The following is a 24,366-nucleotide window of genomic DNA, read 5'->3' on the forward strand; positions in this document are numbered from 1 at the left end:
CTCTCCCCGTGGGAGAGGGCCGGGGTGAGGGCATCAGGCCCCACCCTTTTTTAACTCTCTTTCACCTGCCCCCGTAAAACCGGCACCGGTAACCATGCGCGAATGCTCAAACCACCCCGTTCGCTGGTGCCAATTTCCAGCAGTCCGTTATGGTTATCAACAATACGCTGCACAATCGCCAGGCCTAAGCCGGTTCCGCTGGTGCTGCGCGCGCTGTCGCCGCGCACAAACGGCTGGAACAGGTGCTTACGCTGCTCAGGCTTGATGCCCGGGCCATCGTCTTCCACCTGGAACCAGGCGCGGTTGAGTTCCGTACCGCTGCTGACTTTGATCCAACCGTTGCCGTAGCGCGCCGCGTTGACCACCATATTCGCCACCGCGCGTTTGATGGAGAGCGGGTGCATACGTACCTGAATCTCGCCCGCCTGAAGGTCGGTCGCAATTTCACGTTCATAACCGCTTTCGGCGGCAACAACTTCGCCCAGAACCGCGTTCAGATCCGCCATCTCCATCGGCATCTCCTGCCCGGTGCGCAGGTAGTCGATAAACTGCTCGATGATGGCGTTACACTCTTCGATATCCTTGTTGATGGACTCTGCAAGATAACCATCCTGCTCGCCCATCATCTCTGTTGCCAGCCGTATACGTGTCAGCGGGGTGCGAAGGTCATGGCTAACCCCCGCCATCAGCAGCGTACGGTCGTCAGCCAGCTGTTTAACGCCTGCCGCCATGTGGTTAAAAGCACGCGTTACCGAGCGCACTTCCGATGCGCCATACTCGCGCAGCGGCGGTGGGATAATACCTTTACCAACCTGCAATGCCGCATGCTCCAGGTCGACCAGCGGTCGGTTCTGGATACGAATAAACAACCATGCGCCACCGATGGCCAGCAGCATGATCGCCAGGGTGTATCGGAACAGCGGTGAGAAGTCGCCCTGATGAATCTCGGTGAGCGGAACACGCACCCAGATGTTGGGTGACAGCCAGGTTTTCAGCCAGACAACCGGCGAGCTTTTATTGACCTCAACGCGCACTTCCGTCGGGCCGCCAAGCTGCTGCGCCATCTGCTGGCTAAGGAATTCATAGTGCTGCGCCCAGCGCAGGCCGGCATCTTCCGCCGCTTCGTTCGAGTAGAGAGAAATGCCCAACTCACGGTAGATTTCCCGACGGAACGCCGGGGGGACAACCAACTGCGTGCCGTCCTCCAGTTGCAGTTTGTCGGTCATCAGCATACGCACTTCGTATGCCAGCACCTTATTAAACTGCTGAAGGCTCGGCAGGATCGCAAAGTTCAGCACCACCAGGTAGGTCGTCACCAGGCTGACAAACAGCAGGGTGACGATCAATAACAGCGTGCGGGCAAACGAACTTCGCGGCGAGAAGCGCATTCGCCTCATGCTTTAGAGCCGTCCGGGACAAACACGTAGCCTAGACCCCACACGGTCTGAATATAACGAGGATGCGCCGGATCTTCTTCCACCATGCGGCGCAGACGAGAGATCTGCACGTCGATAGAACGTTCCATTGCGGAGTATTCACGGCCGCGCGCCAGGTTCATCAGCTTGTCACGTGAAAGCGGTTCACGCGGGTGGCTGACCAGCGCTTTCAGTACCGCAAACTCGCCGCTGGTGAGCGGCATTGGCTCATCTTCACGGAACATTTCACGGGTGCCGAGGTTCAGCTTGAACTTACCGAATGCAATGACGGCCTCTTCCTGAGACGGCGCGCCCGGCAGCTCGTTCGCCTGACGACGCAGCACGGCGCGAATACGCGCCAGCAGTTCACGCGGGTTGAACGGCTTAGGAATGTAGTCATCAGCGCCAATCTCAAGGCCGACGATACGGTCAACTTCTTCACCCTTCGCCGTCACCATGATGATTGGCATCGGGTTGCTCTGGCTACGCAGACGACGGCAAATAGAGAGCCCATCTTCGCCAGGCAGCATCAGGTCCAACACCATCAGGTGGAAGGATTCACGCGTCAGCAGACGATCCATCTGTTCCGCGTTCGCGACGCTACGAACCTGGAAGCCCTGCTCGGTCAGATAACGTTCCAGCAGCGCACGCAGGCGCATGTCGTCATCTACGACCAGAATTTTGTAGTTCTCTTGCATTGTGTGTACTCCCAAAGGTTCGGATAAGCCTGGAACAGCGTATTCTAAAAAAGTGCACGGGTTCGACCAGCAAATTCTGGTATAAATTCTAGACGAAATTGTTACAAAGCATATTTAACAGCAGCTTATCTGTTCATTTCATCACATAAATCATTATTAATCTTGTCTGTTACACTGTGCGCTACGTATTGTGCGCAAAGACAGTTAACCGGCATTAAAGGCAGCACCATGAAAACGCCTCTGATCACCCGCGAAGGGTACGAGAAACTCAAAAAAGAGATGGATTACCTGTGGCGCGAAGAGCGTCCGGAAGTGACCAAAAAAGTCACCTGGGCCGCAAGTCTGGGCGACCGCAGCGAGAATGCGGACTATCAGTACAATAAAAAGCGACTGCGCGAAATCGATCGCCGGGTACGCTACCTGACGAAATGCCTCGAGAATCTCAAAATTGTCGATTACTCCCCGCAGCAGGAAGGTAAAGTGTTTTTCGGCGCGTGGGTCGAAATTGAAAACGACAACGGCGACACCCTGCGTTTTCGTATCGTTGGCTATGATGAAATTTTCGGTCGTAAGGATTACATTTCTATCGATTCACCCATGGCCCGCGCCCTGCTGAAAAAAGAGGTGGGCGATTTAGCCGTTGTCCAGACGCCCGCGGGTGAAGCAAGCTGGTACGTCAACGAAATCGAGTATGTTAAATAGTCCGAGAGCGCCCTCCCCGGCTGGCATTTTTTGGTGTCAGCCCGTATAACTATCCCCCTGATTTTCGATCCACAAGATGAACTGACCATGATGAAAGAGTCGCTCTGCCGCATTATTGCGGGTGATATTCAGGCCAGAGCCGAACAGGTAGAAGCTGCCGTTCGTCTGCTTGATGAAGGGAACACCGTGCCGTTTATTGCACGTTATCGTAAGGAAGTCACCGGCGGTCTGGATGACACGCAGCTGCGTAACCTTGAGACCCGTCTGGGCTATCTGCGCGAGCTGGAAGACCGACGTCAGGCGATCCTCAAATCTATCGGCGAGCAGGGCAAGCTGACCAGTGACCTGGAAAAAGCCATTAACGGTACCCTGAGCAAAACCGAACTTGAAGATCTCTATCTGCCGTACAAACCGAAGCGCCGCACGCGCGGGCAGATTGCGATCGAAGCCGGCCTTGAGCCGCTGGCCGACCTGCTGTGGAACGAGCCGTCTCACGATCCGGAAACCGAAGCCGCCAGATTTATCGACGCCGAAAAAGGCGTAGCGGACACCAAAGCCGCGCTGGACGGCGCTCGCTACATTCTGATGGAGCGCTTCGCCGAAGACGCGGCGCTGCTGGCCAAAGTGCGTGATTACCTGTGGAAGAACGCCCATATCGTCTCCACCGTGGTGTCCGGCAAAGAGGACGAAGGCGCGAAATTCCGCGACTACTTCGATCACCACGAACCCATTTCTACCGCGCCGTCTCACCGAGCGCTGGCGATGTTCCGCGGTCGTAACGAAGGCGTGCTGCAGCTCTCCCTGAATGCCGATCCGCAGTTTGACGAGCCGCCTAAAGAGAGCCACTGTGAGCAGATCATTATGGATCACCTCGGTCTGCGCCTGAACAACGCCCCGGCGGACAGCTGGCGCAAAGGCGTGGTGAGCTGGACCTGGCGCATCAAGGTGCTCATGCACCTCGAAACCGAGCTGATGGGCACCGTGCGCGAGCGCGCCGAAGACGAAGCGATCAACGTCTTCGCCCGTAACCTGCACGACCTGCTGATGGCGGCGCCGGCTGGCCTGCGCGCCACCATGGGTCTCGATCCGGGTCTGCGCACCGGCGTGAAGGTGGCCGTGGTTGACGGCACCGGCAAGCTGGTTGCCACCGACACCATTTACCCGCACACCGGTCAGGCAGCGAAAGCGGCTGTCGTGGTCGCCGCGCTGTGCGAGAAGTACAACGTTGAGCTGGTTGCCATCGGTAACGGTACGGCGTCCCGCGAAACCGAACGTTTCTATCTCGACGTGCAGAAGCAGTTCCCGAAAGTGACGGCGCAGAAAGTGATCGTCAGCGAAGCGGGGGCATCTGTCTATTCCGCCTCTGAGCTGGCAGCGCAGGAGTTCCCGGAACTGGACGTTTCCCTGCGCGGTGCGGTCTCTATCGCCCGTCGCTTGCAGGATCCGCTGGCGGAGCTGGTGAAAATTGACCCGAAATCCATCGGCGTGGGCCAGTATCAGCACGACGTGAGCCAGACGCAGCTGGCGCGCAAGCTGGATGCGGTGGTGGAAGACTGCGTTAACGCCGTCGGCGTGGACCTGAATACCGCTTCCGTTCCGCTGCTGACCCGCGTAGCAGGCCTGACCCGTATGATGGCGCAGAATATCGTCGCCTGGCGTGATGAGAACGGTCAGTTCCAGAACCGCCAGCAGCTGCTGAAGGTGAGCCGTCTGGGGCCGAAAGCTTTTGAGCAGTGCGCGGGCTTCCTGCGCATCAACCACGGCGATAACCCGCTGGATGCCTCTACCGTTCACCCGGAAGCCTATCCGGTTGTCGAGCGTATCCTGGCCGCCACCCAGCAGGCGCTGAAAGACCTGATGGGCGACAGCAGCGCGCTGCGTAACCTGAAAGCGGTGGATTTTACCGACGAACAGTTCGGCGTGCCGACGGTCACTGACATCATCAAAGAGCTGGAAAAACCGGGCCGCGATCCGCGTCCTGAGTTTAAAACCGCGACCTTTGCTGACGGCGTGGAAACCATGAACGACCTGCTGCCGGGCATGGTGCTGGAAGGGGCGGTAACCAACGTCACCAACTTTGGCGCGTTTGTGGATATCGGCGTGCATCAGGACGGTCTGGTGCATATCTCTTCCCTCGCCGACAAGTTCGTTGAAGATCCGCACACCGTGGTCAAAGCGGGCGACATCGTGAAGGTGAAAGTGCTGGAGGTGGATCTTCAGCGTAAGCGTATCGCCCTGACCATGCGTCTGGACGAGCAGCCGGGCGACACTAACGCGCGCCGTGGCGGTAATGGCGGTGGCCGTGAACAGCAGCGTCCGGCAGCGAAAGCCGCGAAGCCACGCGGACGAGACGCACAGCCAGCAGGCAACAGCGCGATGATGGATGCTCTGGCAGCGGCGATGGGTAAGAAACGCTAATCCTGTAAATGCCCCTCACCCTAACCCTCTCCCCAGAGGGGAGAGGGAACTTGAACACCCTCGCCCCTTTGGGGAGAGGGCCGGGGTGAGGGGAAAAATTATATCGTAAAATATGAAACCGATTGCATATCCATATTTAAACCGCTATTTATCACTCCATTAACAAATACGCTTTTTATTCCTTCCCGGGTATTCCCGCAAATATTGAGCAAGGTCAAGCAGACCGCAAATTAATACGATTAACAACATCCCGTCACATTTTTATTATTGCTGATAAAAACTATTCTCATTATCATCGCAGTGTTGATTATTTAACCTCTCGTGGAATCAGGCGCTATGCAATTCACTCCAGAAAGTGCGTGGAAAATTATCGGTTTTACCCGTGAGATAAGCCCGGCCTATCGGCAGAAGCTACTGTCACTGGGCATGCTACCCGGCTCATCATTCCAGGTGGTGCGCGTGGCGCCGTTGGGCGATCCTGTTCATATCGAAACCCGACGCGTTAATCTGGTTCTGCGTAAAAAAGACCTCGCATTAATTGAAGTTGAATCTTTATCCCGTTAACAAGCCAGCGGTTTCAGTGAGTCTAAAACAATGAAAAAATTAACTATTGGCTTAATTGGCAATCCTAATTCCGGCAAGACAACCTTATTTAATCAGTTAACCGGCGCACGCCAGCGTGTGGGAAATTGGGCAGGCGTAACGGTTGAACGCAAAGAAGGCCAGTTCACCACGACAGATAATCAGGTCACGCTGGTTGATTTACCGGGGACCTATTCACTCACCACAATTTCATCTCAGACCTCTCTCGATGAGCAAATTGCCTGCCACTATATTCTGAGCGGCGACGCGGATCTGCTCATCAATGTGGTGGATGCCTCCAATCTCGAACGAAATCTGTACCTCACGCTACAGCTGCTGGAGCTGGGGATCCCCTGCATCGTAGCACTTAACATGCTCGACATCGCCGAGAAGCAAAAGCTGCGCATCGACGTCGACGCCCTCTCCGCCCGTCTGGGCTGCCCGGTGGTTCCGCTGGTTTCTACCCGCGCGCGCGGCATTGACGCCCTGAAGCTGGCAATTGACCGCCACACGGGCAATGCCGACGTCGAACTGGTGCACTACGCCCAGCCGCTGCTGCGCGAGGCCGGGCAGCTGGCGCAGGAGATGGACAACGCCATGCCCGCCAGACAGCGCCTGTGGCTTGGCCTGCAAATGCTGGAAGGCGATATCTACAGCCGCGCCTACGCAGGCGATGCGGCGGATAAACTGAGCGTTGCACAGGCTCGCCTGAGCGACGAGCTCGACGACCCGGCCCTGCATATTGCGGATGCGCGCTATCAGGCCATCGCCGCTATCTGTGACGTGGTCAGCAATGCATTAACCGCTGAACCCAGCCGCTTCACCGCCGCCGTGGATAAGATTGTGCTCAACCGCTTCCTCGGTTTGCCAATCTTTTTACTGGTGATGTACGTAATGTTCCTGCTCGCTATAAACATCGGCGGTGCATTACAACCCATCTTTGATGGCGGCTCTGTCGCTATCTTCGTGCACGGTATTCAGTGGCTGGGCTACACCCTCCACTTCCCGGAATGGTTGACCATCTTCCTTGCGCAGGGGATCGGCGGCGGGATCAACACCGTCCTGCCGCTGGTGCCGCAGATCGGCATGATGTACCTGTTCCTCTCCTTCCTTGAGGATTCCGGTTACATGGCACGCGCCGCCTTCGTGATGGACCGCCTGATGCAGGCGCTGGGGCTGCCGGGGAAATCCTTCGTGCCGCTGATTGTCGGTTTTGGCTGTAACGTGCCGTCAGTCATGGGCGCGCGTACGCTGGACGCACCGCGCGAACGCCTGATGACCATCATGATGGCGCCGTTCATGTCCTGCGGCGCACGTCTGGCGATCTTCGCGGTCTTTGCCGCGGCGTTCTTTGGTCAGGAAGGGGCGCTAGCCGTCTTCTCCCTGTATGTGCTGGGTATCGTGATGGCTATTCTCACCGGCCTGATGCTGAAGCACACCATCATGCGTGGCGAAGCGTCGCCGTTCGTGATGGAACTGCCGGTTTATCACGTTCCGCATCTGAAAAGCCTGATTATTCAAACCTGGCAGCGCCTGAAGGGCTTCGTTCTGCGCGCCGGTAAGGTGATTGTAGTGGTCAGCATTTTCCTGAGCGCCCTGAACAGCTTCACCCTGAGCGGCCAGGCAGCGGACAACATTAATGACTCTGCCCTTGCCTCCGTCAGCCGGATCATTACGCCGGTCTTCAAACCGATTGGCGTACAGGAAGACAACTGGCAGGCAACCGTGGGCCTGTTCACTGGCGCGATGGCAAAAGAGGTGGTTGTCGGCACCCTGAACACGCTCTACACCGCGGAAAACATCCAGGAAGAGGAGTTCAACCCGGCTGAGTTCAGCCTCGGTGACGAACTTCTGGGTGCAGTAGAAGAGACCTGGCAGAGCCTGAAAGACACCTTCAGCCTGAGCGTGCTGGCGAACCCGATTGAAGCCAGCAAAGGCGACGGCGTAATGGCGACCGGAGCAATGGGCGTGATGGGCCAGAAATTTGGCAGCGCGTCGGCGGCCTACAGCTACCTGATCTTCGTCCTGCTCTATATTCCGTGCATCTCGGTCATGGGCGCCATTGCCCGTGAGTCCAGCCGCGGCTGGATGGGCTTCTCCATTCTGTGGGGGCTGAACATTGCCTACTCGCTGGCGACCGTGTTTTATCAAACCGTCAATTACAGCCAGCATCCGCGCTACAGCCTGGTCTGTATCCTCGCGGTGATCCTGTTTAACGTGATGGTGATTGGCCTGCTGCGCCGGGCACGTAGCCGCGTTGACGTTAACCTGCTGGCAACGCGCAAAACCCCAACGACCTGCTGTAGTAGCCCTGCGGGCGACTGTCACTGAGGGGAAAAAAGATGGCATCGTTGATTCAGGTCCGTGACTTACTGGCGTTACAGGGACGAATGGAGGCGAAGCAGCTCAGCCTCAGCCTGCATACGCCGCAGCCGATGATCGATGCCATGCTGGAAAGGCTGGAGGCGATGGGGAAAGCCGTGCGCATTCAGGAAGAGCCGGACAGTTGTCTGTCCGGCAGTTGTAAAAGTTGTCCGGAAGGTAAAGCCTGCCTCAGGGAGTGGTGGACGCTTCGCTGATAAAACCGGTCAGCGCCGAACAAAACTCAGCAGGATGAGAGATGAACGGCGCATGTGCCGCTTTGGCAACCACCATTGATTCACTCTCCGGCCACAGCGCATCCAGCAGCGGAACCACCTTGCGCGGGACCAGCCCATCCAGATAGCCATAAATACGCAGATGCGGCACCGTCAGTGACGCCAGCGGCTCACGCAAATCGGCCGTTTTCAGGATCTCCAGTCCACCGTTCAGCACCTCAACCTCCGGCATCGGCAGGGAAAGCACCGTCTGCTTCAGCATTCGCGCGTCCTGACGGGCGGTTTCTGTTCCCATCGTCTGCAACGCCAGGAAACGCTCCACCGTCCGCTGGAAATCTTCGCTCAACTGGTGCTGGAACCCGGCCAGCACCTCAGGTTTGATGCCCGGCCACGCCTCGCGGGCGCTGAAACAGGGTGATGAGGCAACGGTGATCAGCGCCTGGACCCGCTCAGGATGGCGCAGCGCAATCTGGCTTGCCACCAGCCCGCCCAGGCTCCAGCCGAGCCAGACGGCTTTTTGCGGCGCCGCTTCCAGAACCTGCTCCGCCATGTCCTCGAGCGTCATCGCGCCGTAGCCGTGGCTACGGCCATACCCCGGCAGATCCACCAGGTGTACCGTAAATTGCGAGGCCAGTTCCTCACTTATGCAACGCCACACTTCGGCGTTCAGTCCCCATCCGTGCAGCAGCACAAGATGACAATTTCCCGTCCCAACGGTCTGCCACCACAGCGTCTTCATCAGTTAACGTTCTCTTTTTTCACATGGAGGTTGCGTATGCTAACAGTGCCCGGCTTGTGCTGGCTATGCCGAATGCCACTTGCGCTGAGCGCGTGGGGCGTCTGTTCCGTTTGCACGGGAGCGCTGGGTTACCTGAAGGGCTGTCCGCAATGCGGCTTGCCTGCCGTAAGCCAGACGCTCCCCTGTGGTCGATGCCTGAAAAAAGCGCCGCCGTGGAGCGCGCTGGTGGCGGTGGATGATTACGTTTTGCCGCTGAGTCGTCTGGTTCATCAGTTTAAGTTTTCCAGCCAGTTCGCGCTGGCGCAGCCACTGGCACGCCTGTTATTACTGGCGGTATTGCAGGCGCGAAGAACGCGCGGGCTACCGTCGGTCGACACGCTCGTGAACGTGCCACTCTTTCAGCGTCGGCACTGGCGGCGGGGATACAATCAGAGCGACCTGCTGTGCCGTCCGCTCGCCCGCTGGCTGGGTTGCCGGTACCCCGCCTCTGCGCTGAAACGTATTCATGCCACTGCCGTTCAGCACCGGCTCAACGCCCGGTCGCGCAAAAGAAACCTGAAAAACGCCTTTCGCCTTGAATTGCCGGTCAACGGTCTCCATATCGCGATTGTGGATGATGTCGTCACCACGGGCAGTACCGTGGCTGAACTTTCCCGACTGCTTTTGCAAAGCGGCGCCGCGTCAGTTCAGGTATGGTGTCTGTGCCGTACCTTGTAGCCCTTCTTCAATGGGCGTATGATTATACCCAGGTAATTTAGTCAACTATTAGGCCAAAGCTATGATCCGTATTTCCGATTCTGCACAAGCGCACTTTGCCAAACTGCTGGCAAATCAGGAAGAAGGGACGCAGATCCGCGTGTTTGTGATCAATCCAGGCACTCCGAATGCAGAATGTGGTGTCTCTTATTGTCCTCCGGATGCTGTGGAAGCAACTGACACTGCCCTTAAATTTGAACAGCTCACCGCATACGTTGATGAGCTGAGCGCGCCGTATCTTGAAGATGCGGAGATTGATTTCGTCACCGACCAGCTGGGTTCGCAGCTGACGCTGAAGGCGCCAAACGCGAAGATGCGTAAAGTCTCTGACGATGCCCCGCTGATGGAGCGTGTGGAATATCTGCTGCAATCGCAGATCAACCCGCAGCTGGCCGGCCACGGTGGACGTGTTTCCCTGATGGAAATCACCGAAGATGGTCTGGCGATCCTGCAATTCGGCGGCGGCTGTAACGGCTGCTCCATGGTCGATGTAACCCTGAAAGAAGGGATCGAGAAGCAGCTGCTGAACGAATTCCCGGAACTGAAAGGCGTGCGCGATCTGACCGAACACCAGCGCGGCGAGCACTCTTACTACTAATTCAGTGCCCGTCTGTATTGCCCGGTGGCGCTGCGCTTACCGGGCCTGCTTTTTCTTGCCTCCCCCTCTATATGTTGACCTGCGTCTCATAATTCAAATTTTGCCTCCCTGGGTGATTCTCAATCACGTCATGTTACCCGTATCATTCCCATGGGCACTCAACACCCTTATAACAGCCGACTAAACTTATCGTTTTCGCAGGCATCAGTATGAGTGCCGTTAATACTCTGTTCCCAGTTGGGACAACCGGAATTTGTCGTTGAAACAATGACGTTACCCATAACAATTCAAAGGCCAGGTCAATCATGCCATTAGTCATCGTCGCTATCGGTGTTGTGTTATTACTGCTCTTGATGATCCGCTTCAAAATGAACGGATTTATCGCTCTGGTTCTGGTGGCACTTGCAGTCGGTCTGATGCAGGGAATGCCGCTGGTTAAAGTTATCAGCTCCATTAAAGCCGGTGTCGGCGGTACGCTCGGCAGCCTGGCGCTGATCATGGGCTTCGGCGCCATGCTCGGTAAAATGCTCGCGGACTGCGGTGGCGCGCAGCGTATTGCCACTACCCTTATCGATAAATTTGGCAAGCAGCACATCCAGTGGGCGGTGGTGTTAACCGGTTTTACCGTCGGTTTCGCACTGTTCTATGAAGTGGGCTTCGTCCTGATGCTGCCGCTGGTGTTCACCATCGCCGCTGCCGCCAACATCCCGCTGCTGTTCGTAGGCGTACCGATGGCTGCGGCGCTGTCCGTCACCCACGGCTTCCTGCCGCCGCATCCGGGTCCAACGGCTATCGCCACCATCTTCCACGCCGACATGGGTAAAACCCTGCTGTTCGGTACGATTCTGGCGATCCCAACGGTTATCCTGGCCGGTCCTGTTTATGCGCGCTTCCTGAAAGGCATTGATAAGCCCATCCCGGAAGGCCTGTACAGCGCCAAAACCTTCACAGATGCAGAGATGCCTGGCTTTGGCGTCAGCGTCTGGACCTCTCTGGTGCCGGTGATCCTGATGGCAATGCGTGCCGTAGCAGAGATGGTTCTGCCGAAAGGTCACGCGTTCCTGTCCGTTGCGGAGTTCCTGGGCGACCCGGTGATGGCAACGCTGATTGCGGTCCTGATCGCCATGTTCACCTTCGGTCTTAACCGTGGTCGTTCCATGGATCAGATCAACGACACGCTGACCTCTTCCATCAAAATCATTGCCATGATGCTGCTGATCATCGGCGGTGGCGGCGCGTTTAAGCAGGTGCTGGTCGACAGTGGCGTGGATAAATACATTGCTGCCATGATGCATGAAACCAACGTATCGCCGCTCCTGATGGCATGGTCTATTGCCGCGGTGCTGCGTATCGCGCTGGGCTCTGCAACCGTTGCGGCGATTACCGCGGGTGGTATCGTTGCGCCGCTGATTGCGACCACGGGCGTAAGCCCTGAGCTGATGGTTATCGCGGTCGGTTCGGGCAGCGTGATTTTCTCCCACGTGAACGATCCGGGCTTCTGGCTGTTCAAGGAGTACTTCAACCTGACCATCGGTGAAACCATCAAGTCCTGGTCCGCGCTGGAAACCATTATTTCGGTGTGCGGTCTGGTCGGGGTGCTGCTGTTGAATATGGTGATTTAATGCCATGAGTCGGGAGGCGGCTACGCCTTACCCGACCTACTCGATACCTGTAGGCCCGGTAAGCGTTAGCGCCTCCGGGCAATAAAAAACCCGCCACTGGCGGGTTTTTTATTATTTCTTCGCGGCTGCTTTTCGCCGTTTATCCAAATCCTTAATCAGCCTGTTCACCCCGTCATCGGCGAACATCGCTTCAAGCGTAGTGGACAGCTTGCGACGCCAGTTTTTGTACTGATAGCTGGTACCGGGTATGTTTACCGGCTCCGCCATATCAATCCAGTCTTCCGGTTGCAGACCGAGCAACGCGCTGTTGCTGTCGGCAATATAGCGCTGTAAGCCACGGTTAAGCGTTGGCGTCATCGACATCAGCGACGCCTTATGCCCGGCGCGCTTCGGCAGACAGCCATGCTTATGCAGCGCATCCAGCAGCCCCTGTTTCGCCAGCTCGCGATCCTGATACAACCCACGCAGAACCTCTTCATCCGGGTAGAGACCCAGCGTTTTGCCGAGCGTCAGGTCGCCGCTTTCCCAGTAGCCTCTGAGCGTAGGAAGATCATGCGTCGTCGCGACTGCCATTGACTGTTCAGGGTACGCTTTCGGCGCGCGGAAGGTTTTCTCATGGTCGTTTTCAAAATAGAGCACTTTGTAGGAGTAAACCCCGCTGTCGCGGAGCTTGCTGACAATCTCAACCGGCACGGTACCGAGATCTTCGCCAATCACCATGCACTGATGACGTTTACTCTCCAGCGCGAGGATTGAGAGCAGATCGTCCACCGGATACTGCACGTACGCCCCGTGATCGGCCGTTTCACCGTACGGGATCCACCACAGACGCAGCACAGACATGACATGGTCGATACGCAACGCGCCGCAGTTCTGCATGTTAGCGCGCAGCAGATCGATAAACGGCTCGTAGGCACGCGCCGCCATCACGTGTGGATCCATCGGCGGCAAGCCCCAGTTCTGACCAAGCGGGCCCAGAATATCCGGCGGCGCACCGACGGAGGCTTTCAGACAGTAAAGTTCACGGTCACACCAGGTCTCCGCCCCGCCTTCCGCCACGCCGACGGCCAGATCGCGATACAGACCGATCGGCATGTTATAGCCCTGGCTCACCTGCCAGCAGGCAGCAAACTGGCTGTACGCCAGCCACTGCAACCAGAGATAGAAATCCACTTCGTCGGCATGCGTCTCACAAAACGCCTTCACTTCCGGGGTATCCACGGACTGATACGCTTCCGGCCACACCGGCCAGCCCCAGCGCATCTCATCCTCCTGGACCTGATACGCATGCAGCGCATCAAACGCCGCCTGCCAGTAAAGGCTCTCGCCTTCCTGCATCACAAACTGGCGGAAGGCTGCCATCTGCTCGTCGTCACGCTTCGCAAAGCCCTTCCAGGCCAGACGCAGCGCCGCCATTTTCAGCGCGGTCACGGAGGCATAATCGACCCAGTCCGCATCGCGGGCCTGTTTCAGCATCTGTTGGGTGGTGTCCAGCTTCCACCACGCCTGCGCCTCTTTGCTGTTTTTGAAATCGTCTAACGCGTTAACGTCGATGTAGATCACGTTCAGCCAGCGGCGGGAAGACGGGCTGTACGGGCTGGCGCTTTCCGGATTCGCCGGATAGAGGGCGTGGATCGGGTTGAGGCCGATAAATGCCCCGCCGCGCTCACCAACAGATGCCAGCATCTTTTTCAGGTCGCCAAAATCGCCAATGCCCCAGTTGCTGTCTGAACGCAAGGTGTAAAGCTGCACACAGGCGCCCCACAGCTTTTTGCCTTCGAGTAGCGCCTGCGGCTCATAGCAGCGCTTCGGCGCGACGATCACCCGACAGTGGAAGCGGCTGTCATTCTGGGTGAGCGTCAGGCTGTGATAGCCCTCCGGCAGCTTCGCCGGAAGGGTGAGGGTTTTGCCGCCGGTGGCATGGCCTTTATGCTGATGCCCCTCTTCGGTGGTGAGCAGCCAGCTGAACTCGCCGCGTCCTTCCACCGCCAGCGGCATCTTTTTGCCCGCGGTAAAGACCTTCACGATCGGCACCGGCGCTCCCGACGCTTTCGCGTCGGTTTTGTGCATGGCATCCAGCAAACGTCTTTTGGTGTCCGCACCAATAGACTGCGGTTTGCCGTGCGCATTGATGTAACTGAGGCTAATTCCCGCCGCCTGCGCGGCACTGTCCAGACGTTTACTCTCCATCGCGCTTCCTTAGCGTTTTGCCTGCCAGATACGAGCCTGATAATCACGGATTGAGCGGTCAGAGCTGAACATACCGCAGCGCGCGGTGTTCAGGATACACGCGCGGGTCCAGGCATCCTGGTCGCGATACAGCACGTCGACCTGCTTCTGCGCTTCAACGTAAGCGGTGAAGTCCGCCATCACCAGGTACGGGTCGCCGCCCTGTTTGTCCATGCTGTGCAGCATCTGGTCAAACGCGTGCTTGTCGCCGTCGCTGTACTTTCCGCTTTCCAGCTCTTTCAACACTGCATCCAGCACTTTGTCTTTTTTACGCCATTTCACCGGGTCGTACCCTTTGGCTTTGATGGCTTTCACTTCTTCAACAGTATGGCCGAAGATAAAGATGTTCTCTTCACCGACCTTCTCGGCGATTTCAACGTTCGCACCGTCCAGCGTGCCGACGGTCAGCGCGCCGTTCAGGGCCAGCTTCATGTTGCCGGTGCCGGACGCTTCTTTACCGGCGGTAGAGATCTGCTCGGAAATATCCGCCGCCGGGATCAGCATTTCAGCCGCAGAGACGCAGTAGTCCGGCAGGAACACCACCTTCAGCTTGTCGCCCACTTTCGGATCGTTGTTGATCGCCGCCGCCACTTTATTAATGGCAAGGATAATGTTTTTCGCCAGGTAGTAGCCCGGCGCCGCTTTCGCACCGAACAGGAACACGCGCGGGACGCGGTCGGCCTGAGGGTTCTCGCGGATCTCTTTGTACAGCGCCAGAATGTGCAGCAGGTTCAGGTGCTGACGTTTGTACTCGTGCAGGCGTTTGATCTGGATATCGAAAATCGCATTTGGGTTAATTTCAATTCCGGTACGCATTTTCACGAACTCGGCCAGACGTACCTTGTTCTCCAGCTTAATGGCGCGGTACTGCTCGCGGAACTTCGCGTCGTCAGCGTATTTTTCCAGGTTGATGAGCTGGTCCAGATCGTTGGCCCACTCTTTCTTCAGGGTCTTGTCCAGCAGGCCGGCCAGCAGCGGGTTGCACTGTTTGATCCAGCGACGCGGCGTAATGCCGTTGGTCACGTTGTGGAATTTGGTCGGCCACAGCTGGTGGTATTCCGGGAAGAGATCTTTCACCACCAGATCCGAGTGCAGCGCGGCCACGCCGTTCACCGCAAAGCCGCTTACCACGCACATGTTTGCCATGCGCACCTGTTTGTTGTGTACCACGGCCAGCTTCGCCCAGACGGCTTTGTCGCCCGGCCAGGTTTTCTCCACCAGCACGTTAAACTGGTCGTTAATTTTATTGATGATCTGCATATGGCGCGGCAGCAGCGTTTTCACCAGCTTCTCATCCCAGCACTCCAGCGCTTCCGGCATCAGGGTGTGGTTGGTGTAGGCGAAGGTGCGGCTGGTGATGGCCCAGGCGTCGTCCCAGCTCAGCTGATGCTCGTCGATCAGCACGCGCAGCAGTTCCGGGATGGCAATGGTTGGGTGCGTGTCGTTGAGCTGAATAACTTCGAAGTCCGGCAGCTGCGCCAGCTTGCGGCCCGCCAGGTGGTGGCGGCGCAGAATGTCCGCCACGGAGCAGGCGCACTGGAAGTATTGCTGCATCAGGCGCAGCTTTTTACCCGCCAGATGGTTGTCGTTCGGGTAGAGCACTTTGGTCAGCTTCTCGGCGTCGATACCCTGCTGCTCGGCGCGCAGGAAATCACCGTCATTGAATTTAGTCAGGTTGAATGGATGCGCGTGCTTCGCCTGCCACAGACGCAGCGGCTGCGCCACGCCGTTACGGTAGCCGAGCACCGGCAGATCCCAGGCTTCACCGGTAATGGTGAACGCTGGTTCCCAGAGCCCCTGCTTCGTGACTTTCCCGCCAATCCCGACCTGCACATCCAGCTGTGCGTTGTGGCGGAACCACGGGTAAGTATTACGATGCCAGTCGTCCGGCGCTTCCATCTGGTGGCCGTCAGCGAACGACTGGCGGAACAGACCGTACTGGTAGTTCAGACCATAGCCAATGGCCGACTGGCCCACGGTTGCCATGGAATCCAGGAAGCAGGCTGCCAGACGTCCCAGACCGCCGTTACCCAGCGCCGGATCAATCTCTTCTTCCAGCAGATCGGTCAGGTTGATGTCGTGTTCTTTCAGCACATCGCCGACGTCCTGATACCAGCCAAGGTTCAGCAGATTGTTACCCGTCAGACGGCCAATCAGGAACTCCATCGAAATGTAGTTGACGTGACGCTGGCCTTTCACAGGCTTCGTCGCGGGCTGAGCGTCCAACTGCTCTGCGAGCGCCCCGCTCACCGCCTGCCACCACTGGTGAGGCGTCATCTCGTTTGCAGCATGAAGGCCAAAACGCTGCCACTGACGCGTCAGGGCAGCCTGGAATTGAGCTTTGTTGAAAGTAGGCTGTGACATAGGGAATCGGCATCCTGTAGAGAGAAAACACATTTGGCGCTAGTGTGCCTGGCTCATTGCGCCTCTTCCTCCTCCTGTCGGGGATTAGGCAGGGAGGAGTAGCGGGGATGAGCATAAAAGTGTGATCGAGGCCACTGTGTAAGTGTGCGCTTCGCTGAAAAAGCGATCCCGGAAGAGCGTCAAAGAAATGAAATGCAGTTTCGGAGGAAATTAATCATCGCTGAAATGATTACTTACGTAGAATAATATTTCTCACGTACAGCGGCTTTCCAGCAACACTATTAAGCCAGAGCAACTTTCCCCAAAGTTAATTAACTTCACCGTCATTATCTCTTTCTGAAACCAGTTTCAGCGCAACCGCGCGCCATGCAGACAAGCCAGTAACAGCGCGGCATCCAGCCATTTATGAAAAGTTCCACCAATGATGAGAATGTTTTGTGACAGAGTGCAAATTCAGAGCCTCCAAACCCAGACATAACTTGCAATAGTTCCTCTATTGGCCGAACTTATAGATATTAATTACGAAGCGCAAAAAAAATAAATTCTCTCGTTCCCCACAGTGAAGTGAAAACTATGTTGATTCCGTCCAAATTAAGTCGCCCGGTTCGTCTTGACCATACTGTGGTCCGCGAGCGCCTGCTGGCTAAACTTTCCGGTGCGCATAATTTCCGACTGGCGCTGGTTACGAGTCCTGCGGGTTATGGAAAAACAACGCTCATTTCGCAATGGGCGGCAGGTAAAAGCGATCTTGGCTGGTACTCCCTGGATGAAGGTGATAACCAGCAGGAGCGTTTTGCCAGCTATTTAATTGCCGCGATTCAGCAGGCAACCAACGGACACTGCGTCACCAGCGAGGTGATGGTGCAAAAGCGCCAGTACGCCAGCCTGTCCTCTCTGTTCTCCCAGCTGTTTATCGAACTGGCCGAATGGCATCGCCCGCTGTATGTGGTGATTGATGATTATCATCTGATCACCAACCCGGTTATTCACGAGTCGATGCGGTTCTTCCTGCGCCATCAGCCGGAAAACCTGACGCTGGTCGTCCTGTCGCGCAACCTTCCGCAGCTGGGCATTGCCAACCTGCGGGTGCGCGATCAGCTACTGGAAATTGGCAGTCAGCAGCTGGCCTTTACCCATCAGGAAGCGAAACAGTTCTTTGACTGCCGTCTGACTTCTCCGATTGAGGCGTCGGAAAGCAGCCGCCTGTGTGATGACGTTGCAGGCTGGGCCACGGCGCTTCAGCTGATTGCCCTTTCCGCGCGGCAAAACAATAGCCCAACGCACCAGTCCGCGCGCCGCCTGGCGGGCATCAACGCCAGCCACCTGTCGGATTATCTGGTGGATGAGGTACTCAACAGCGTAGACCTCACTACCCGCCATTTCCTGCTGAAAAGCTCCCTGCTACGTTCGATGAACGATGCGCTGATTGTACGCGTCACCGGTATTGAAAACGGGCAGCTTCAGCTCGAAGAGATTGAACGTCAGGGTTTGTTCCTGACGCGAATGGACGATCCCGGCGAATGGTTTAGCTACCATCCGCTGTTTGGCAGCTTCCTGCGCCAGCGTTGCCAGTGGGAGATGGCCGCAGAGCTGCCAGAAATTCACCGCGCCGCCGCCGAAAGCTGGATGGCGCAAGGTTTCCCGAGCGAGGCTATCCACCATGCGCTGGCCGCCGGAGATGCCGGTATGCTGCGCGATATTCTGCTCAACCACGCGTGGGGACTGTTCAACCACAGCGAACTGACGCTGCTGGAAGAGTCGTTAAAAGCGCTGCCGTGGGAGAGCCTGCTGGAGAATCCGCGTCTGGTGCTGCTCCAGGCCTGGCTGATGCAGAGCCAGCATCGCTACAGCGAAGTGAACACCCTGCTGGCGCGCGCCGAGCAGGAGATGGAAAGCGAGATGGATGCCACCCTGCACGGCGAATTTAACGCCCTGCGTGCGCAGGTGGCGATTAACGACGGGGACCCGGAAGAAGCCGAACGGCTGGCGATGGTCGCGCTGGATGAGCTGCCGCTGGCGAATTTCTACAGCCGTATTGTGGCCACCTCGGTACACGGCGAAGTGCTGCACTGTAAGGGCGACCTCACGCGTTCGCTTTCGCTCATGCAGCAAACCGAACAGATGGCCCGCCGCCACGATGTCTGGCACTACGCCCTCTGGAGCCTGATCCAGCAAAGCGAGATTTTATTTGCTCAGGGGTTCCTGCAGGCCGCCTGGGAAAACCAGGAGAAAGCGTTCCAGCTGATCCGTGAACAGCATCTGGAACAGCTGCCGATGCACGAGTTCCTGTTGCGTATTCGCGCTCAGCTGCTCTGGGCATGGTCGCGTCTGGATGAAGCAGAAAGCTGCGCCCGCCAGGGCCTGAATGTGCTTTCGAGCTTCCAGCCGCAGCAGCAACTCCAGTGCCTGGCCCTGCTGGTGCAGTGCTCGCTGGCGCGAGGCGACCTGGATAATGCCCGCAACCACCTTAACCGCCTGGAAAACCTGCTTGGCAACGGACAGTACCATAGCGACTGGGTCTCCAACGCCGATAAGGTCCGGGTGATTTACTGGCAGATGACCGGCGATAAAAAGTCCGCCGCCAACTGGCTGCGTCACACGCCTAAACCAGAATTTGCCAATAACCACTTCCTGCAAAGCCAGTGGCGCAATATTGCCCGCGTGCAGATCCTGCTGGGTGACTTCGAGCCTGCCGAAATCGTGCTGGAAGAGTTAAACGAAAACGCCCGCAGCCTGCGCCTGATGAGCGATTTAAACCGCAACCTGCTGCTGTTAAACCAGCTTTACTGGCAGGCGGGACGTAAAAACGATGCCCAGCGCGTGCTGCTGGAAGCGTTGCAGCTGGCGAACCGCACCGGGTTTATCAGCCACTTTGTGATTGAGGGTGAAGTGATGGCCCAGCAGTTGCGCCAGCTGATTCAGCTCAACACGCTGCCGGAACTCGATCAGCATCGCGCCCAGCGCATTCTGCGCGAGATCAACCAGCACCATCGCCATAAGTTTGCGCACTTCGATGAGAACTTTGTTGAACGTCTGCTGAACCATCCGGAAGTACCGGAGCTTATCCGCACCAGCCCGCTCACACAGCGTGAATGGCAGGTGCTGGGGCTGATCTATTCAGGCTACAGCAACGAGCAAATAGCCGGTGAGCTGGCGGTGGCGGCAACCACCATCAAAACGCACATTCGCAATCTGTATCAGAAGCTGGGCGTGGCGCACCGTCAGGACGCGGTACAGCATGCGCAGCAGTTGTTGAAGATGATGGGGTACGGAGTTTAGTTTTGTGCGGCCTGATGCCCTCACCCCGGCCCTCTCCCACAGGGCTGAGGGATCCCCAGTAATTTTTTTATGCAGAAGCAATAAAGTTGCTTTCTAAATGACTGAGGGCTGTCAGCGATGCCCTGGTCCGGCTGTAAATCGCTGAGGCGTTTGCCTTCCGGCCGGGGCGAGGCGCAGGGATGCGCCGAGAGGGCGGCTTTACAGGGACGTTGCCTCCGCCCGTACCCGATAAGCCGGAAGGAATAAGCCGAGGGCACCGCGAAGCGGCGATTTTCCGCCGGGAGCCCGGGTCGCCAGGGTGGTGGCGACTGAGCCACCCTGGCACGTTCACCGGTCATGTCGTTACAGAGTAGCAAGGAACATAAAGTGAACGGAATGACCACCACCGCCGTATGTTCCCCTCACCCTAACCCTCTCCCCGGAGGGGCGAGGGGATCGCTCAGTGCTCGCATTAATTTGTGGGGAACCCTCTCCCACAGGGAGAGGGAGAACAATTTGTAGGTCGGGTAAGCGTAGCGCCACCCGACACAACCGCTAGCACAACTCCAGCTGCAAATTGTTATCCTTAATCACCTGCAACACGCCCGCCGGCGGCATCTCGTCGGTGTAGACCGCATTCACCATGCTAATGCTGCCCATGTTGACCATCGCATTGCGGCCAAATTTCGAGTGATCCACCACCAGCATCACGTGGCGTGAGTTCTCAATAATCGCGCGCTTGGTGCGCACCTCGTGGTAATCAAACTCCAGCAGCGAGCCGTCGGTGTCGATGCCGCTGATCCCCAGAATGCCGAAATCGAGGCGAAACTGAGAGATAAAATCGAGCGTCGCTTCGCCGATAATGCCCCCGTCGCGGCTGCGCAGTTCGCCGCCCGCGAGGATGATGCGAAAATCGTCTTTCTGCATCAACGTGTTAGCCACGTTCAGGTTGTTGGTCACCACGCGGAGGTTCTCATGGTTCAGCAGCGCATGGGCGACCGCTTCCGGCGTGGTGCCGATATCAATAAACAGCGTCGCGCCGTTCGGGATCTGGCTCGCCACTTTACGGGCGATACGCTCTTTCTCTGCCGTTTGCGTCGCCTTACGATCATGCCATGAGGTGTTCACCGAGCTGGACGGCAGCGCCGCGCCGCCGTGATGGCGCAGAATACGGTTCTGATCGGCCAGGTCGTTGAGGTCACGACGGATGGTTTGCGGGCTGACGGCAAACTGCTCCACCAGCTCTTCAGTACTGACGTATCCCTGTTTTTTTACCAGTTCGATAATGGCGTCATGACGTTGTGTTTGTTTCATGAAATATCCCTGGGAATTATGTTCGTTTTCGCGCATGGAGCGTATCGGCCAGCGCCATCGCCAGCCCGACCGCCAGGCCGGTAACGTGCGCACCATTGGCGATAGACATACCAAACAGATCAAACCATCCGGCAATAAGCCATATTAACGCAAAGGTTATTAATCCACGTTGTAAATAGATGCCGCTTTCCGGGTCGCGCTCGCCTCTGAGCCAGGCGTAACCCATCAGGGCGTACACCACGCCGGATAACCCGCCAAACCACGGACCGCTGAATTTATGCTGCACATAGCCGCTTAACAGGGCGCTGATAAGGGTGATCACAATCAGCTTGCCGCTGCCGAGCCGCTTCTCCACCGCCCCGCCGAGATACCACCACCACAGCAGGTTAAAGAGGATATGCATCACCGAGAAGTGCATCAGCGCATGCGTGAAGTAGCGCCAGACGTCAAATTGCAGGGAGGGATCGTACGGCCATGCGAGGGCAATCATCACGCTCTGATCGCCCACCACGCTCATAATAATGAAGACGATGATGCAGGCTGCCATCAAAAGCAGCGTAAACGGTCCTGCGCGCTCGCGGAGGGTGGCGAGAAACGGAAAACGTTGATAGTGCAGGCCACTGTCGGTCTGGCCGGATTGCCAGCTTGCTGCCAGATAACGCGGGTCGCCCGGGTTTTCCAGGAAACGCGCCAGCTCGGCGTTCACGCGCCCAGCCTGGCTTTCGTCTGCCAGCCAGACATCCGTCTGTGTATGCTGCTGAATAGTCAGGATAATGCCCTGCGTCGCCATATAGTCGACAAACGCCTGGGCGACGCGCGGGTTGCTAAAAGAGGTGATCATCAACATGGGCAGCGGCCGCTTATTTCCACACAAAAGGGGACAGTATAGCGGGATCAGCGCTCAAACGCGTATTCAACTTCTGCCGGGAAATGACGATGCCATGCATCGAAGCCGCCATCGACGCTGTATACCGCGTCGTAACCCTGCTGGAGCAGATACTGCGCCGCGCCTTTACTGCTGTTGCCGTGATAGCACATCACCATCACCGGCGTGTCGAAGTCGTTATCGCGCATAAACGCGCCCAGCGTGTCGTTGGTGAGATGGAACGCGCCCGGCGTGTGGCCCATCGCAAAGCTCTGCGGATCGCGGATATCCACCAGCACCGCGGTTTTCTGGTGCATCTTCTGATGGGCTTCTTCTACGTTAATACATTCAAACTGATCCATGGTGTTCTCTTTCTGTTGTTCTGGTTGGGTGCGCTCTGGTGCCCTCACCCCAGCCCTCTCCCACAGGGAGAGGGAGAAAAGTTAGTCGCACGATTTTACCCCGTAGTGTACGTCCTGGCGGCGGGTAAACGCCATTATGTTATCCATATCACTCTAAATTGTTTTTTTGATGTTACCAAAAGCGCGTTCCTTTGCTATTATGAGCGATATCGAACATTTTTGAGCTTTAACGAAAGTGCATGAGGGTGTTATGGAAACCAAAGATCTGATTGTGATAGGCGGGGGCATCAACGGTGCCGGTATTGCGGTTGATGCCGCAGGACGCGGTTTATCCGTGCTGATGCTGGAAGCTAACGATCTCGCCTGCGCGACGTCGTCCGCCAGCTCCAAGCTGATCCACGGAGGCCTGCGCTACCTGGAACACTACGAATTCCGCCTGGTCAGCGAAGCGCTGGCCGAACGCGAAGTGCTGCTGAAAATGGCTCCGCATCTGGCGATCCCGATGCGCTTCCGCCTGCCCCACCGCCCGCACCTGCGTCCGGCGTGGATGATCCGCATCGGCCTGTTCATGTACGATCATCTGGGTAAACGCACCAGCCTGCCGGGTTCGACCGGTTTGCGTTTTGGCTCAGAATCGGTCCTTAAGCCTGAAATCGTGCGCGGTTTCGAATATTCCGACTGCTGGGTGGACGATGCGCGTCTGGTGCTGGCTAACGCGCAGATGGTCGAGAAGAAAGGCGGCGAGGTGAAAACCCGTACCCGCGCGATCGCCGCGCGCCGCGAAAACGGCCTGTGGATCGTGGAAGCGGAAGACGTGGATACCGGCGAGAAGTTTAGCTGGAAAGCGCGCGGCCTGGTGAACGCCACCGGCCCGTGGGTGAAACAGTTCTTCGATGACGGTATGCACCTGCCTTCTCCGTACGGCATCCGCCTGATCAAGGGCAGCCACATTGTGGTGCCGCGCGTGCATACCCAGAAGCAGGCTTATATCCTGCAAAACGAAGACAAGCGCATCGTGTTTGTGATCCCGTGGATGGACGAGTTCTCCATCATCGGCACCACTGACGTGGAGTACAAGGGCGATCCGAAAAACGTTGAGATTGAAGAGAGCGAAGTCAGCTACCTGCTGAAAGTGTACAACGCACACTTTAAAAAACAGCTGGCGCGCGATGACGTGGTCTGGACCTACTCCGGCGTGCGTCCGCTGTGTGATGACGAGTCTGACTCACCGCAGGCCATCACCCGTGACTATACGCTTGATATTCATGACGTAGACGGTCAGGCGCCGCTGCTGTCGGTGTTTGGCGGTAAGCTCACCACCTACCGTAAACTGGCGGAGCATGCGCTGGAGAAACTGGCGCCGTATTACAAAGGCATCGGCCCGGCGTGGACGAAAGGCGCCGTGCTGCCTGGCGGCGATATCGGCAATAACCGCGACGATTACGCCGCGAAGCTGCGTCGCCGCTTCCCGTTCATTACCGAAGGAATGGCGCGCCACTACGCCCGCACCTACGGCAGCAATACCGAACTGTTCCTCGGTGACGCAAAAGAGATTGCCGATCTGGGCGAGCATTTTGGCCATGAGCTGTACGAAGCGGAACTGCGCTACCTGGTGGAACACGAATGGGTGCGCCGTCTGGACGATGCCATCTGGCGTCGTACTAAAGAAGGGATGTGGCTGAATGCCGAGCAGCAGTCTCGCGTGGCGCAATGGTTGCAACAGCATGCGGGAAAGCGTGAATTGTCACTGGCGTCCTGAGGGTGACAAAAAATGCCCGGTGGCGCTGCGCTTACCGGGCCTACAGGATCGAGTAGGCCGGGTAAGGCGGAGCCGCCACCCGGCTTTG

General features: G+C 57.3%; 18 protein-coding genes. 10 read left to right on the forward strand and 8 right to left on the reverse strand.

Annotated features, from left to right (window positions below):
• Positions 1-50 precede the first annotated feature (50 nt).
• Together envZ and ompR are read right to left on the reverse strand one after the other, a co-directional pair.
• Positions 51-1,397: a two-component system sensor histidine kinase EnvZ gene (gene envZ, locus ACQG1K_RS20720; RefSeq protein WP_003861615.1), complete on the reverse strand. Its 1,347-nt coding sequence runs from the start codon at positions 1,395-1,397 to the stop codon at positions 51-53.
• Entirely contained in the window at positions 1,394-2,113 is a 720-nt protein-coding gene (gene ompR, locus ACQG1K_RS20725; protein ID WP_001157751.1) for a two-component system response regulator OmpR, read from the reverse strand. Before ompR ends, envZ begins: the two co-directional genes overlap by 4 nt.
• 228 nt (positions 2,114-2,341) lie before the next feature.
• Between ompR and greB the strand changes: the two genes are divergently transcribed.
• The 5 genes from greB (at position 2,342) to feoC (ending at position 8,394) form a co-directional block, all read left to right on the forward strand.
• Positions 2,342-2,815, forward strand: coding sequence for a transcription elongation factor GreB (gene greB / locus ACQG1K_RS20730; RefSeq protein ID WP_022649631.1), 474 nt, complete (start codon positions 2,342-2,344; stop codon positions 2,813-2,815).
• An 87-nt stretch (positions 2,816-2,902) separates the two neighbouring features.
• Positions 2,903-5,233 (forward strand): Tex family protein, encoded by a 2,331-nt coding sequence (locus ACQG1K_RS20735; protein ID WP_046620723.1) that lies wholly within the window; start codon positions 2,903-2,905, stop codon positions 5,231-5,233.
• 336 nt (positions 5,234-5,569) lie between these two features.
• Positions 5,570-5,797 carry a ferrous iron transporter A gene (gene feoA / locus ACQG1K_RS20740; RefSeq protein ID WP_022649633.1) on the forward strand — a complete coding sequence of 76 codons (228 nt, stop codon included), beginning with the start codon at positions 5,570-5,572 and terminating at the stop codon, positions 5,795-5,797.
• Between the two features lie 30 nt (positions 5,798-5,827).
• The gene (gene feoB / locus ACQG1K_RS20745) at positions 5,828-8,146 is read left to right on the forward strand and encodes a Fe(2+) transporter permease subunit FeoB (protein WP_022649634.1); all 2,319 of its coding nucleotides are present in this window, start codon (positions 5,828-5,830) and stop codon (positions 8,144-8,146) included.
• Positions 8,147-8,157: 11 nt separating this feature from the next.
• Positions 8,158-8,394 carry a [Fe-S]-dependent transcriptional repressor FeoC gene (gene feoC / locus ACQG1K_RS20750; protein WP_015571443.1) on the forward strand — a complete coding sequence of 79 codons (237 nt, stop codon included), beginning with the start codon at positions 8,158-8,160 and terminating at the stop codon, positions 8,392-8,394.
• Here the strand turns inward: feoC and bioH are convergent.
• On the reverse strand, positions 8,369-9,151 hold the full coding sequence (bioH, locus tag ACQG1K_RS20755) for a pimeloyl-ACP methyl ester esterase BioH (protein ID WP_045622171.1): 783 nt from the start codon (positions 9,149-9,151) through the stop codon (positions 8,369-8,371). The two genes, feoC and bioH, sit on opposite strands and share 26 nt — an antisense overlap.
• Positions 9,152-9,187: 36 nt before the next feature.
• On the opposite strand from bioH, the gene gntX reads away from it, so the two are divergent.
• The 3 genes from gntX to gntT all read left to right on the forward strand — a co-directional run bounded on the left by gntX (position 9,188) and on the right by gntT (position 12,127).
• The gene (gntX, locus tag ACQG1K_RS20760) at positions 9,188-9,868 is read left to right on the forward strand and encodes a DNA utilization protein GntX (RefSeq protein WP_023298787.1); all 681 of its coding nucleotides are present in this window, start codon (positions 9,188-9,190) and stop codon (positions 9,866-9,868) included.
• A gap of 61 nt (positions 9,869-9,929) precedes the next feature.
• Positions 9,930-10,505, forward strand: coding sequence for a Fe-S biogenesis protein NfuA (gene nfuA / locus ACQG1K_RS20765; protein WP_003861601.1), 576 nt, complete (start codon positions 9,930-9,932; stop codon positions 10,503-10,505).
• Between the two features lie 305 nt (positions 10,506-10,810).
• Positions 10,811-12,127 carry a gluconate transporter gene (gntT, locus tag ACQG1K_RS20770; RefSeq protein WP_023298788.1) on the forward strand — a complete coding sequence of 439 codons (1,317 nt, stop codon included), beginning with the start codon at positions 10,811-10,813 and terminating at the stop codon, positions 12,125-12,127.
• A gap of 111 nt (positions 12,128-12,238) precedes the next feature.
• On the opposite strand, the gene malQ is transcribed toward gntT, so the two are convergent.
• A complete protein-coding gene (malQ, locus tag ACQG1K_RS20775; RefSeq protein WP_367075849.1) occupies positions 12,239-14,317 on the reverse strand; it encodes a 4-alpha-glucanotransferase in 2,079 nt (692 codons plus the stop codon).
• A 9-nt stretch (positions 14,318-14,326) separates the two neighbouring features.
• On the reverse strand, positions 14,327-16,720 hold the full coding sequence (malP, locus tag ACQG1K_RS20780; RefSeq protein ID WP_063841668.1) for a maltodextrin phosphorylase: 2,394 nt from the start codon (positions 16,718-16,720) through the stop codon (positions 14,327-14,329).
• Between the two features lie 573 nt (positions 16,721-17,293).
• Between malP and malT the strand changes: the two genes are divergently transcribed.
• Positions 17,294-19,999 (forward strand): HTH-type transcriptional regulator MalT, encoded by a 2,706-nt coding sequence (malT, locus tag ACQG1K_RS20785; RefSeq protein WP_022649640.1) that lies wholly within the window; start codon positions 17,294-17,296, stop codon positions 19,997-19,999.
• Positions 20,000-20,533: 534 nt separating this feature from the next.
• On the opposite strand, the gene ACQG1K_RS20790 is transcribed toward malT, so the two are convergent.
• From ACQG1K_RS20790 to glpE, 3 genes are read right to left on the reverse strand one after another with little or no spacing between them, the layout of a single operon-like run.
• On the reverse strand, positions 20,534-21,292 hold the full coding sequence (locus tag ACQG1K_RS20790) for a DeoR/GlpR family transcriptional regulator (RefSeq protein ID WP_022649641.1): 759 nt from the start codon (positions 21,290-21,292) through the stop codon (positions 20,534-20,536).
• Positions 21,293-21,308: 16 nt separating this feature from the next.
• Positions 21,309-22,139, reverse strand: coding sequence for a rhomboid family intramembrane serine protease GlpG (glpG, locus tag ACQG1K_RS20795; protein WP_022649642.1), 831 nt, complete (start codon positions 22,137-22,139; stop codon positions 21,309-21,311).
• A gap of 47 nt (positions 22,140-22,186) precedes the next feature.
• Positions 22,187-22,519: a thiosulfate sulfurtransferase GlpE gene (gene glpE, locus ACQG1K_RS20800; RefSeq protein WP_022649643.1), complete on the reverse strand. Its 333-nt coding sequence runs from the start codon at positions 22,517-22,519 to the stop codon at positions 22,187-22,189.
• 250 nt (positions 22,520-22,769) lie between these two features.
• Between glpE and glpD the strand changes: the two genes are divergently transcribed.
• Positions 22,770-24,278: a glycerol-3-phosphate dehydrogenase gene (gene glpD, locus ACQG1K_RS20805; protein ID WP_022649644.1), complete on the forward strand. Its 1,509-nt coding sequence runs from the start codon at positions 22,770-22,772 to the stop codon at positions 24,276-24,278.
• The last annotated feature ends 88 nt before the right edge of the window (positions 24,279-24,366 follow it).

The organism is Enterobacter cloacae complex sp. 402C9 (assembly GCF_050030745.1).
GTDB classification, from domain to species: Bacteria; Pseudomonadota; Gammaproteobacteria; order Enterobacterales; family Enterobacteriaceae; genus Enterobacter; species Enterobacter intestinihominis.

What these genes read in the sequence shown, in the direction of transcription:
- gntT (WP_023298788.1), top strand. Translation starts at nt 10,811, where the DNA reads ATGCCATTAGTCATCGTCGCTATCGGTGTTGTGTTATTACTGCTCTTG.
- nfuA (WP_003861601.1), top strand. Translation starts at nt 9,930, where the DNA reads ATGATCCGTATTTCCGATTCTGCACAAGCGCACTTTGCCAAACTGCTG.
- feoA (WP_022649633.1), top strand. Translation starts at nt 5,570, where the DNA reads ATGCAATTCACTCCAGAAAGTGCGTGGAAAATTATCGGTTTTACCCGT.
- gntX (WP_023298787.1), top strand. Translation starts at nt 9,188, where the DNA reads ATGCTAACAGTGCCCGGCTTGTGCTGGCTATGCCGAATGCCACTTGCG.
- malP (WP_063841668.1), bottom strand. Translation starts at nt 16,720, where the DNA reads ATGTCACAGCCTACTTTCAACAAAGCTCAATTCCAGGCTGCCCTGACG.
- bioH (WP_045622171.1), bottom strand. Translation starts at nt 9,151, where the DNA reads ATGAAGACGCTGTGGTGGCAGACCGTTGGGACGGGAAATTGTCATCTT.
- glpD (WP_022649644.1), top strand. Translation starts at nt 22,770, where the DNA reads ATGGAAACCAAAGATCTGATTGTGATAGGCGGGGGCATCAACGGTGCC.
- feoC (WP_015571443.1), top strand. Translation starts at nt 8,158, where the DNA reads ATGGCATCGTTGATTCAGGTCCGTGACTTACTGGCGTTACAGGGACGA.
- ompR (WP_001157751.1), bottom strand. Translation starts at nt 2,113, where the DNA reads ATGCAAGAGAACTACAAAATTCTGGTCGTAGATGACGACATGCGCCTG.
- feoB (WP_022649634.1), top strand. Translation starts at nt 5,828, where the DNA reads ATGAAAAAATTAACTATTGGCTTAATTGGCAATCCTAATTCCGGCAAG.
- envZ (WP_003861615.1), bottom strand. Translation starts at nt 1,397, where the DNA reads ATGAGGCGAATGCGCTTCTCGCCGCGAAGTTCGTTTGCCCGCACGCTG.
- glpG (WP_022649642.1), bottom strand. Translation starts at nt 22,139, where the DNA reads ATGTTGATGATCACCTCTTTTAGCAACCCGCGCGTCGCCCAGGCGTTT.
- glpE (WP_022649643.1), bottom strand. Translation starts at nt 22,519, where the DNA reads ATGGATCAGTTTGAATGTATTAACGTAGAAGAAGCCCATCAGAAGATG.
- malT (WP_022649640.1), top strand. Translation starts at nt 17,294, where the DNA reads ATGTTGATTCCGTCCAAATTAAGTCGCCCGGTTCGTCTTGACCATACT.
- malQ (WP_367075849.1), bottom strand. Translation starts at nt 14,317, where the DNA reads ATGGAGAGTAAACGTCTGGACAGTGCCGCGCAGGCGGCGGGAATTAGC.
- greB (WP_022649631.1), top strand. Translation starts at nt 2,342, where the DNA reads ATGAAAACGCCTCTGATCACCCGCGAAGGGTACGAGAAACTCAAAAAA.
- ACQG1K_RS20735 (WP_046620723.1), top strand. Translation starts at nt 2,903, where the DNA reads ATGATGAAAGAGTCGCTCTGCCGCATTATTGCGGGTGATATTCAGGCC.
- ACQG1K_RS20790 (WP_022649641.1), bottom strand. Translation starts at nt 21,292, where the DNA reads ATGAAACAAACACAACGTCATGACGCCATTATCGAACTGGTAAAAAAA.